An 11,322-nucleotide genomic window follows, 5' to 3' on the forward strand; every position below is an offset into this window, starting at 1 on the left:
TGGCGTGGAAAACTTGCTGATTATTATGTATTAATGTTTAAAGGTCAATATGGGTAAAAAGTAGTAATTTACCCATGTATCTAATTTGAAAGGGATTTTAACTGAACGAATATTAACGCCCGCTAAACCAAGCTCTCTAAAGCCGATTTTATATCAGGATGATGAAAACGATAATTGTTAACGAGTGCCTTTTTAGGGACTACAAATTGCCCCGTTGTTAGTAAGTCTGACATTTCACCCATTAATAGTTTAAGTACTGGGGTTGGCATAGTGATAAATGCAGGTCGAGAGAGCGCCTCGCCTAAGCTTTTACTAAATTGAGCATTGCTTACAGGGTTGGGTGCTGTTGCGTTAACAGGGCCTGATATTTCTGGGTGTTTAATAATAAAGAGTATTAGCTGAATCATATCGTCGATGTGTATCCACGACATGCCTTGCTCGCCATTACCAATCGGGCCACCCAGGCATAATTTAAAAGCAGGTAACATTTTTCCAAGTGCACCTCCTTTTTTAGCTAAAACAATACCCGTTCGCAAAAGGCATACTCTGGTTTGTTCTGATTGGGCGAGTAGTGCTGCATTTTCCCAGTCTTTACAAAGCTGGTGGCTAAATTCATCGTGTGGGCGTTCAAAAGTTTCATCAATAGGATTACTATTTTGTCGACCATAAAAACCAATTGCACTGCCAGATATAAAAGTATGCGGGGGTATACTACAGGCTTTAATCGCTTGACTAATTTGCTGTGTAATATCAATACGACTGTTTCGTATTATTTGCTTTTGTTTGTCGCTCCAGCGTTTATTTACAATCGGCTCGCCAGCGAGATTAATAACGATATCAACAGTGTTAAAGTCAACATCACTAATGTCACTTACGGCTTTAAATTTGTGGCCTAATAATACGTTTGCTTTAGTTGGATTGCGGCTAAGTACAGTAACAGTATTATGATGAAGTAAAAAAGGGCATAAGTGCTTACCAATTAATCCGGTCGCGCCAGTTATAAATATATGCATTATTCATCCTTACAATAAAATAGAAGCAAGTGATTAAAAAACATACTCGCTAGCAAACAGCTTTGCAAATTTATACGTAAAACAGGCTTTTATGATCACTTCGTAATTATTTCATTTAATTACCTTTTGCCTTACACTGGGACGATATAGTTAATAAAAGGATTAATAAATTGGCAAGTTTAACTGGAGTAAATAAAAGCTTAATAGTTTTTGCTTCCTTAGTAGTGGTCCTCGCTGGAATAAAAGCCGCGAGTGTAATTATTATTCCGTTTATTTTGGCGGCATTTATTGCCATTATTTGTAACCCGCTTATCAAGTTTTTTGCGCGCTACAAAATTCCTAAAGGCATTGCTGTTATGTTGGTCGTGCTGATTATAGTTGGCTTAGGGGTAAGCCTTGGCGGGCTTGTAGGGCAATCTATCAACGACTTTTCTCAGCAGCTTCCTGAGTATAAAACACAACTTAAAGAAGAGTTTGTGTGGCTGGTCGATTTAGCATCTCAATACAACATACTGATCAATAAAGATCAGTTAATTAATATGTTCGACCCTGGCAAAATGGTTGATGTGGCCACTAATATGCTCACTGGGTTAGGTGGCGTAATGGCAAACATGTTTTTAATTATTTTAACGGTTGTTTTTATGCTGTTTGAAGGGCCAATGCTGAGCAAGAAAATACATATGGCACTTGAAGACCCTGATAGTAAAATGAAGCAAATTGACCGCTTTTTAGAATCTATTAATTCATACTTGGCAATTAAAACGCTAGTAAGTTTAGGGACGGGTATTATTGCTGCGTTTTACTTATGGATTTTAGACGTTGACTACTTTGTGCTTTGGGGCGTGTTGGCATTTATGTTCAATTACATTCCAAATATAGGTTCAATTATTGCGGCTGTACCAGCTGTATTACTTGCCCTTATTACTCAAGGCCCATTAGTGGCAGGTCTTGTTGCTGCAGGATATTTAACAATAAATACGGTAATGGGTAATATTGTAGAGCCTAAATTTTTGGGTAAAGGGCTGGGTCTTTCAACGTTAGTGGTGTTTTTATCATTAATATTTTGGGGCTGGTTATTAGGTACTGTGGGTATGCTTTTATCTGTACCATTAACAATGATTGTAAAAATAGCCCTAGAAGCCAGTGCAGAAGGCAAGTGGGTTGCCACTTTATTGGGCAGCGGTGAAGACGTTACTAAAAATAACTAACATTTATAACCATCAAGGGCTGTAAAATTAAAACCCTTGATGGTTAAGTTATCAATAAATACAGGGCTATTAATTAATAAACGATTTAATAGCGTCATCCACTGCGTATATTGCGCCTTCTAAATATCCTGCTTCTTGTTTTGCAAACTCACTCGCTACAAAATGAATATTGAGGTTACTTAATTGCTCTTCCAAGTTTGAAAAATCAAATTCTGGGTGCTGTGAAGGCTGAGTTTGATCGTCTTTATTAGCTACAAATTTATCCTCTGCCCAGTCTTTAATAAAGTATCCGGTTGCCTTTTCAGCATCCTTACCATAAAAGTAGCTGAGCTGTTGGGCACAGGCTTGAATTAATTGCTCTTGAGTTACTTGGTTTCGTGATAAGTAGGGCACACCTATAAAGCCAAATAATGCGGCGTAATTACTATCCTCAGCACTGGCATCGTGAATTTCTACCATAGGGCCTACGCGGCTAAAGCTTTGCCCAGATAAGTTTTTATCACGCCAAAATGCATGTTCAAAAGTAGCTATAAACTTGGCTTGTCCTGCCATCCATGTAGGTACGCTGCTAAGGCGGTTTATGAGTGTTGGAGTCGCCCATAGTTCAGGTGTTAAATGCGTTGTAACCATACGAGGAGGAATTGCTGAAATTAATTTGCCAGTAGTAAAGTGCTTTATATTGCCTAAGTGATTAACCGTAATTAGCCAGTTATTATCACCTTTTTTAAGCTCAGTGACATTATGTTCTAATAATATTGAATCAGGATTAAGCTGCTCATATAAGGCAGTTATTAAGGTATTCATGCTGTGTTTGAGTCTAAATAGTTGCATATCTCCAGCACCTGCAATTTGTTGAGGTTGTTTGAAGTTAGGTGCTTGATATAACACATCACCTTTATGGTATTGCTCAAATATACTTAAGTTGAGTGACTTTATTAGCGCTTGAATTTTTGGTTGGTGGGGAAATATCCACGTAGGACCCAAATCAAAACTAACATCGTTATTTATTGGTGATTGCGCGGCAAAAATTCGGCCACCTAATTGCGATTTAGCTTCTAATAATAAGTACTCAATATTAAGTAGTTGTAATTTATACGCACTGTACAAACCAGCAAGTCCGCCACCTATAATAATTACTGGTTTAGTCATCTGTTTATCCATTAGTTTTTAGCAATCTACTAGTAGGTCGTTTGTTTTGGTATGAATAAATTGTCAAGTAAGCTATAGGGAGTGAGTAAAGAAACGTAACTAGTTTAGTGTGCTTAAGTTACGTCAAAATGGGTGTTTTAGTGATTCTGTAAATTGATTTATAAGCTCAATTTCACACAGTTTATAGCTAATGGCTGCGGTTGTCGCATTAGGAAGTTTTATTAAGTAACGCCATTGGCAGGCGCTCTCAAGGTACTTTTCATTAGTTTTAATGCTGCGCATAAATAACGGCAGCACTTGCGTATTGCCTGTGCTTTCTTGTGACTTAGTTAGCTCATATTTACGCTTTTGTATCCAACTGCCTTGTGCTTGTTTTGCTTTATCAATTTGGCTATCTAGGCATTGAATATATCGCTTAGCTTCATCGGTTGTTGCTTTAGCGGCTAAAGTACATGCTTCATCTGCAAAGCTGTATTGGCTTGAAGCTAATAACACAATGGCAGTTAGTTTTAATAAATAGTTACTTTTTGTCATTGTAATTAAACTCTAAAATAAATTGAGCGCCGCCTAAGTTATCAGCTTCTGTAATGGTAAGTGTACCGCGATAGGACTTAACCAAGTCAGATACAATTGCCATCCCTACGCCGTGTCCGCTTTCGTATGTATCCAGACGAGTACCCCGTGTAAGTAGAGATTCACGTTTGTCCTCTGGCACGCCAGGACCATCATCGCTAATTCCAATACATAAAGTTTTGCTTTGAATAACTTGTATTGCTACTTGTGAGCGACACGCTTTACAGGCGTTATCAATCAAGTTACCGAGTAATTCCATTAAATCTGTTTGATCGCCTAAAAAATAATCTTTTTCGGTTACAGTGCAGCTAAAAATAATATCTTTATCACGATATACTTTTGCCATAGCACTGAGTATTGAATCGAGTACTGGCTTAATAGGGGTTTGTTTTTTCCACGTGTCTGATGCGCCCGTTGCAGCACGTTTTAATTGGTGCTCGATCATCACATTAATGCGGTCGAGTTGTTCTTGTGCATCGGCATCGTTTGCCAATGGACTTGATTTTAATACAGCAAGCGGCGTTTTGAGTGCATGAGCAAGATCGCTCAATGAGGCTCTATAGCGTTCTTTTTGGCGTTGTTGCGACTCAAGTAGCAAATTTAGGTCTGCTTTTATTGTTTGCAGTTCTACAGGGTAGAGGCCTTTAATTTCTTGAATATCACCCGATTCAATTGCTTTTATTTCTTTATCGAGTCGTTGGAGTGGGCGAGCGCTCCAAATGAAACCAATCGCCATCAGGCCTGCGATTGCAATCCCCATGATAAACATCCAATCTACAAGGGTTTGCTTAAAGCCATCCATTAAACGAAGTAGAGCGTCGTTACGTTTAACTAATATAAAGCGAGCTTGTTCTGATTGATCTATGTTGTTTAAAATTACAGTCAGGCTAAGTTGCCAATAAGCGGTATTATTATATTCTACACGCCTAAAGTCAGCAGCACCTGCTTTGGTCTCTATTTGCTGAGGTACATAGTTTAAATTTACAGCCGACTCTGAGTTCCAAACCGGGTCATCATCGCGGTAGATCATTGCGTAGGTATCAGAATTTAATCTGTTTAACTCAGGCGCTAAAATAGTGCTGGGCATAATAATACCATGCTCAGTAAAGTCGACTTCAGATATTAGCGAGTAAAGCTGTGCTTCGAGAGTTTTTTCAGTCGCATCAACAAGTGAAGCGTAATACGCTTTGCCAATTGAATAAAATAAGATAGGGAGCGCGACTAATAAAACAAAGACAAGGATAAATCCTTGCCTTATTTTTAACGATATTTGCGGTATTACCACTGGCTTTTAAGCCTGTAACCACGCCCACGTAGTGTCTCTACTGGGTTTAGCACACCATCAGGGTCAAGCTTTTTACGCAAACGTAGTACAAATACTTCAATTACGTTTGAATCAAGATCGAAATCTTGGTCGTAAATATGCTCAGTCAATTCTGATTTAGAAATTACTTTTTGCGGATTTACCATTAAGTATTCAAGTACTTTATATTCGTAAGCTGTCAGGCTAAGTTCTTTGTCATCAACCCATACTTGTTGTGAACGTGTATGGATTTTAATTGGACCTGCAGTCATTTCTGGATTTGCTTTACCAGCACTGCGACGAATTAATGCATTACAACGGGCAATAAGCTCTTCAACATGAAATGGCTTAGTAAGGTAGTCATCGGCACCTGCATCTAAACCTTCTACTTTATCTTGCCAGCGATCGCGCGCGGTTAAGATTAAAATAGGGATTGTAATGCCTTGTGCTCGTGCTTTATTAATTAGCTCAATACCGTCTATTTTAGGTAAACCTAAATCAACTACGGCCATATCAAGCGGGTATTCTGTAATGTGGAAAAGACCTGCTTCACCATCGTGGCATAAATCCACGCTGTAACGTTCTTTTTCTAAGGCATTACGTAGGTTATCTGCTAAATGTAAATCGTCTTCTATAACTAAAATTCGCATTTTTAATCCTTTTTCACTTCGCCGGTTTTTTTATTAATATGTAAATCAACGACGTGGCCGTCAGATTTGAGTATTCGTACGGTATAAAAATCTGTTTTTTCGGTAATTTTTAAGGTCTTACCGCCAATTGTTTTCTTTGCGAGTATTACGGCTTTCTTTTTGTCCACCTCAGCATGAGATGCTTGGGTGGCGGTTGCTGCTTGACTAAAGTTAGCTAAGCTAACACAAGCAATAAAACCGAGGCTTAATAATACGCGCATAATGGAAAACTCCTAGACCAGACTCACTTAGTTTAATTAACTAAGTTACTAAAATTCAAGTAAAAACGGTAAATTCGTTTTTATCCTGATAATTTTAATTAAAAACCTGTGAACAAACCCTGAATTACAGTGCAACGCACGCTCTAGGGTTTAATACTTTTTAAGCAGGAAATACCTTTTTAAAAGGTTTAACAATTGTATTTTCATAGATGCCAGCGGCAACGTAAGGGTCTGCTGCTGCCCACTCTCGAGCTGCTTCAATTGATTCAAATTCAGCAACCACTAATGAACCGGTAAAACCTGCTTCTTGAGGATCTTCACTATCGACTGCCGGTAATGGACCGGCGGTAAGTAGACGGTTTTGTGAATCAAGCTCACTAAGGCGTGCTAAATGTGCCGGGCGTGCTGCTTTTCTAAGCTCTAAGCTGTTTTCAACGTCTGTTGAGTGAATCATGTACAACATAAGGAATCTCATAAAAATTGTTAAATTTGATTAACGCAATACTACCACAGCGTTGAAAATTGGTGAATTAAAAGCGTATTTACACAGGTTTACACTTCGATTTTATTTTTAAGCTGTAATTGCTTGAAAATCTCTGTGTAACACTGGTAGAGTCGCTGAAATATACAAAATAATAAAAAGGTTTTATGCATGAGCGAAAATAGAGAACGATTTAGTTCCCGCCTTGGATTCATAATGGCAGCGGCCGGTTCAGCTGTTGGTATTGGTAATTTAGTTGGTTTTCCGGTTTCTGCTACTAAAAATGGTGGTGGCGCATTCTTATTAATTTACGCTTTATTTGTCATATTCATTTGTTTACCAGTCATGATGGCTGAAATGGCAATGGGTCGTAACGCTCAAAAAGATCCACTTGGTTCGTACAAACTATTATCTAATAACGATAAAAAATGGAAGTTAGCTGGGTTTTTTGCGGTGCTTACACCATTTATGATTGCTGTATTTTATATGGTGATTACGGTTTGGATCTTTGGTTATTTAACGCAAACAGGCCTCGGTAATTTAGATTTACTTGCAGATCCTGGCCACTTTGGTGTTTTTATTAATAGTTACACTGTGTTTGGTTATATGGCTGTTGTGGTTATTATGGTGAACTTAATTTTGTTAGGTGGTGTTAAACAAGGCATAGAAAAAGCCGCCAAATTTTTAATGCCCGCTTTATTAGTTATGCTACTAGCTCTAGTTACTTATGTATTAACGCTTGATAACGCAATGGCCGGTGTTAAATACTACATTATTCCTGATTTTTCTAAAATGAATGCAAGTGTACTTAATGGCGCATTAAGCCAAGCGTTTTTCTCGCTATCGCTGGGTATGGGTATATTAATGACTTACGCGTCGTACATTTCTAAAAAAGATGACATTGTAAGCAGTGCTAAAATGGTCGCTATTACTGACTCACTCGTTGCGTTTGTAGCGGGGCTAATGGTGTTGCCAGCGATATTTAGCTTTGACCCAAATACAGACCCATCAGCACTTTCTGATTCGTCCGTATCAATGATTTTTGTATACCTACCTAAAATATTATTAGCACTGCAAAATGATATTGGTTATGTAGGTGCGTCTATTGTTGCGTTCTCATTCTTCTTATTAGTATTTTTTGCAGCGATTACTTCACTTGTTTCAATAGTGGAAGTACCGACAGCAACACTAAGCGACCGTAAAGGTATTAGCCGTAAAAAAGCACTGGGCATCCTTACACTTTCAACCGGTGTACTTACTATTTTATGTACAATGTCGTTTGGTATGATTGACAGCCTTACATCTTTCACCAGTTATGGCGGCGTTAGTAAGAGCTTTTTTGATATTATTGTTGATGTATTTTACGACACAATTTTACCGCTTAATGGCTTAATGGTGTGTTTGTTTGTAATGTACCGCTGGAAAAAAGCACGCTTAACACAAGAGCTAAGCTTAGGTTCGCCTAATTATGCGGGAAGCTTGATGGAAAAGTACGTTAACTTTTCACTTTCAACGTTTATTCCTGTCATTCTAGCTGTAATATTTATAAATACAGTGGCGACTAAGTTTTTTGATTTAAAAATATTTGGTTTTTAATAGGCCTCTTTAAAAGCTTATTGAATAATATAATGCCGCTCAGTTAAGCTTAGCGGCATTTTTTATAGGCGTTTTGTACAGGTATCTGGTCTAACTATTATACCAACCTGCATAAATCTTTGATCAATTTAACGAATTAAATTGCACTATAACGTCGTTAAAAATTTTTTATTTAGAACAACTAGATACAAAAATTTTTGCCTAGTTCTAGCGTAATTTTCTTAACGTTAAATAGACCCCATATATAAGCAGATTGGTATTAAAGGGATTTAAAATGAATAAAATTATTATTGGGTTTGCTTTTGCTATTTCATCATTTGGCGCATTTGCACAAAGTACTGATGATTGGCCAGAAGGCGGTGCAATGCACACGGGCAATACTTATAATTTAGAGGGCAATAGATACAAAACTAAAATCAGTAAAATGATGGATGAGATCTACCCGCAACTAACTGATGATTACCAAGTAGATGCAGTTAAAGCGCAAATAAAAGCATGGGAGCAGTATATAGATGCTACATGTAACGTTGTTGGCATAGCAACGGGTGCCGGTGGCTCTTGGCCCTCAACGTATAGTGTTAAATGCGAAAGAAGCCTAAGTTATGATAGATACTTTGCGACTAAAAATGCGCTGAAGTGTGTTAATAGGTTGAGCAAAGAAGAGTTTGTAGGACGTAGCGAAAAGTTAAACTGTTTAATCCAAACTCTAAACATAAAAATATTTTAAATTAGAGTAGCGCTACAGCTAAATTATACAGTTAGCTGTAGCATGTTAGGCTTTATAACACCTCAATACTTTCTAGCAACTCAATACTTACTGTTGCGCCTTTTTCGATATTGCCGCTTTGCGCAGGCACTACAATTAAGCAGTTAGCTTTACTAAGCGACGAAAGTACACCCGAGCCCTGTTTATTAAACGGGGCAACCACTAAGTCACCTTGCTCGTTAATTGTTGCAGTACCGCGTTGAAAGTCAGCTCTGCCAGGGCGCTTTTTAATGACGGATGTAGTAACAGCGTTAAAGCGCATTTTAGGGTTTACGTCACCAAGACCCGACAGCTTTTGCAGTGCAGGCTCTACTAACTGATTAAACGTAACAGCAGCCGACACAGGGTTACCTGGCAAGCCAAAAAAGTAACTGTTACTTAATTTACCAAAGGCAAAAGGTTTGCCTGGTTTCATGGCTATTTTCCAAAAGTGGATATTGCCAATTTCGTTGAGCACTTCTTTGGTAAAGTCGGCTTCACCAACCGATACACCGCCTGAGCTTATTACGGCATCGGCAAGTTCGTTCGCTTTTAAAAATGCATTAGTGATGAGTTCTTTGTCATCAGGGATTATTCCTAAATCAAGCACGTCTATATTTTTTTGTTGCAGCGCACTAATAATAACAGCGCGGTTGCTTTCAAAAATAGCGCCTTGCTTAAGAGGCTGACCAGGTTCTATTAGCTCATCGCCTGTAGAAAGCACGGCTATATTTAGGGTTCTTACCACATCTATATTCGCAATTCCTAAAGATGCCAGTAATCCCACATCAACGGCTTTTAATTTATCGCCTGCTTTTAAAATAACGTCGTCTATAGCAATATCTTCGCCAGCAAAACGCACGTTTCCATTTCGCTCAGGTTGCGCAGTAAACGTAATTTTATCGCCATCAACCGAGGCGTTTTCTTGCATTACAACGCCGTTAGCGCCAGGTGCAATGGCGGCGCCGGTCATTATTCTTACGCATTGCCCTGGGGTAAGTGTTCCTTCAAAAACTTGACCTGCAAACACGCTGCCTACTTGTGTGTAGGTTAAGCTTTTATCTGAAATACACAGCGCATAGCCATCCATTGCTGAGTTGTTATGAGCGGGTACGTTTATAGTTGACTTAACATCGCTTGCTAAAACGCGATCAACACTTTGCATTATAGAAATGGTTTCAACGTCTTTAACAGGCGTTATTGTGCCAAGTATATTTTGTATTGCAGTTTCAATTGGTAATAAACCGGGTGCATTGCAAACATCGTTCATATATATTGCTTACTTAAATCATTTTATTTTGAAACAATACTTATAATGTCAAAGCTTTACAATACATGGTTGGGTTATTTTTTGTGTGTGATATGCATGCTTTCGTGCAGCGTAAACGCAAAAGAAACGCTGCATGTAGCCGTAGCGAGTAATTTTAAAACTGTATTGGAAACCCTACTAAAAAAATCCCCATTACCTAATGTTGACGTGAAAATATCAGCCGCTTCTAGCGGTGTTTTATATTCGCAAATAGTGCATGGCGCGCCATTTGATGTGTTTTTATCGGCCGACGATTTTCGCCCGCAATCGCTTATTAAAGAAGGTTATGCCGAGCAAAGTAGTTTGATCACTTACGCGTTAGGCGAACTTGCTTTGTGGCAACCCAAAGCTGAAAAAGTAAATGATAAAGTAGCCATTGCTAATCCGCGTTTTTCACCATACGGACGTGCCTCAGAGCACTACGCGAATAACCATTTTAAAAAACCAATAAATTATGTGTACGGGAATAATATTACGCATGCGTTTCAGTTTGTGCAAAGTGGTAATGTAGGAGTAGGGCTGGTGGCTGTTTCATCCCTAAAGGCGGCTTACAGTAACACGCAAGATCAAAAATATTTAGATTACACCGTGCTGCCTACCAATCAATATCCCGACATAATTCAACAAGGCGTTATTATTAGCTCGACTAAAAAGCATGCTAGCGCTAAGCAACTTATGCAATTTTTAATGACGCAGGCTACGCAGCAGCAGTTAATTGAATTAGGTTACAGAATAAAGGATAACAATGCTTCAAAGTGATTTAACCGCGCTGTGGTTAACTATAAAACTTGCCTTTATAACCGCAGTACTCCTTCTTATTTTTTGTATTCCGCTGGCATACAAGCTCGCTGGCTATAACGGTAAATTTAAACCATTTTTAGAGGCATTAATTGCAATGCCTTTAGTGCTACCGCCTACGTTGTTAGGGTTTTATTTACTTGTTTTGTTTTCGCCTGATCACGCTTTTGGGCAGTTTTGGTTTTGGCTAACGGGTACGCAGCTTGCGTTTAGTTTTCAGGGCGTGGTTATTGGCTC

General features: G+C 38.6%; 12 protein-coding genes and 1 pseudogene. 5 read left to right on the plus strand and 8 right to left on the minus strand.

Annotation, left to right across the window (positions count from 1 at the left end):
- Window positions 1–122: 122 nt before the first annotated feature.
- Complete coding sequence (locus L655_RS0123380; RefSeq protein WP_024606450.1) at window positions 123–1,013, minus strand: TIGR01777 family oxidoreductase; 891 nt, start codon at window positions 1,011–1,013, stop codon at window positions 123–125.
- Window positions 1,014–1,183: 170 nt separating this feature from the next.
- Here L655_RS0123380 and L655_RS0123385 point away from each other — a divergent pair, with 170 nt between their 5' ends.
- Window positions 1,184–2,221, plus strand: a complete 1,038-nt coding sequence (locus L655_RS0123385; RefSeq protein WP_024595420.1) for an AI-2E family transporter — start codon at window positions 1,184–1,186, stop codon at window positions 2,219–2,221.
- Between the two features lie 69 nt (window positions 2,222–2,290).
- Here the strand turns inward: L655_RS0123385 and L655_RS0123395 are convergent, their stop codons facing one another.
- The 6 genes from L655_RS0123395 to L655_RS0123420 form a co-directional block, all read right to left on the minus strand.
- The gene (locus tag L655_RS0123395) at window positions 2,291–3,370 is read right to left on the minus strand and encodes an FAD-dependent oxidoreductase (RefSeq protein ID WP_024606451.1); all 1,080 of its coding nucleotides are present in this window, start codon (window positions 3,368–3,370) and stop codon (window positions 2,291–2,293) included.
- 123 nt (window positions 3,371–3,493) lie between these two features.
- Window positions 3,494–3,904, minus strand: coding sequence for a hypothetical protein (locus tag L655_RS0123400; RefSeq protein WP_024606452.1), 411 nt, complete (start codon window positions 3,902–3,904; stop codon window positions 3,494–3,496).
- On the minus strand, window positions 3,891–5,228 hold the full coding sequence (locus L655_RS0123405) for an ATP-binding protein (RefSeq protein WP_024606453.1): 1,338 nt from the start codon (window positions 5,226–5,228) through the stop codon (window positions 3,891–3,893). The genes L655_RS0123400 and L655_RS0123405 overlap by 14 nt, the downstream gene beginning before the upstream one ends.
- Window positions 5,222–5,896, minus strand: a complete 675-nt coding sequence (locus L655_RS0123410) for a response regulator transcription factor (protein WP_002959806.1) — start codon at window positions 5,894–5,896, stop codon at window positions 5,222–5,224. The genes L655_RS0123405 and L655_RS0123410 overlap by 7 nt, the downstream gene beginning before the upstream one ends.
- Before the next feature lie 2 nt (window positions 5,897–5,898).
- Window positions 5,899–6,156, minus strand: coding sequence for a PepSY domain-containing protein (locus L655_RS0123415; protein ID WP_024594903.1), 258 nt, complete (start codon window positions 6,154–6,156; stop codon window positions 5,899–5,901).
- A 160-nt stretch (window positions 6,157–6,316) separates the two neighbouring features.
- Window positions 6,317–6,619 carry a YciI family protein gene (locus L655_RS0123420; protein ID WP_024599115.1) on the minus strand — a complete coding sequence of 101 codons (303 nt, stop codon included), beginning with the start codon at window positions 6,617–6,619 and terminating at the stop codon, window positions 6,317–6,319.
- Between the two features lie 189 nt (window positions 6,620–6,808).
- Between L655_RS0123420 and L655_RS0123425 the strand changes: the two genes are divergently transcribed.
- Together L655_RS0123425 and L655_RS0123430 are read left to right on the plus strand one after the other, a co-directional pair.
- The gene (locus tag L655_RS0123425; protein ID WP_024606454.1) at window positions 6,809–8,233 is read left to right on the plus strand and encodes a sodium-dependent transporter; all 1,425 of its coding nucleotides are present in this window, start codon (window positions 6,809–6,811) and stop codon (window positions 8,231–8,233) included.
- 274 nt (window positions 8,234–8,507) lie between these two features.
- The gene (locus L655_RS0123430; RefSeq protein ID WP_024599117.1) at window positions 8,508–8,960 is read left to right on the plus strand and encodes a hypothetical protein; all 453 of its coding nucleotides are present in this window, start codon (window positions 8,508–8,510) and stop codon (window positions 8,958–8,960) included.
- Window positions 8,961–9,012: 52 nt separating this feature from the next.
- Here L655_RS0123430 and glp read toward each other — a convergent pair whose 3' ends face one another.
- Window positions 9,013–10,248: a gephyrin-like molybdotransferase Glp gene (gene glp / locus L655_RS0123435; RefSeq protein ID WP_024606455.1), complete on the minus strand. Its 1,236-nt coding sequence runs from the start codon at window positions 10,246–10,248 to the stop codon at window positions 9,013–9,015.
- Between the two features lie 96 nt (window positions 10,249–10,344).
- On the opposite strand from glp, the gene modA reads away from it, so the two are divergent.
- Window positions 10,345–11,046 (plus strand): molybdate ABC transporter substrate-binding protein, encoded by a 702-nt coding sequence (gene modA / locus L655_RS0123440; RefSeq protein ID WP_024606456.1) that lies wholly within the window; start codon window positions 10,345–10,347, stop codon window positions 11,044–11,046.
- Window positions 11,033–11,322: pseudogene (locus L655_RS0123445) on the plus strand (molybdate ABC transporter permease subunit); the annotation flags it as partial. The gene modA and the pseudogene L655_RS0123445, both read left to right, overlap by 14 nt.

The organism is Pseudoalteromonas sp. TAE79 (genome assembly GCF_000498015.1).
GTDB lineage: Bacteria > Pseudomonadota > Gammaproteobacteria > Enterobacterales > Alteromonadaceae > Pseudoalteromonas.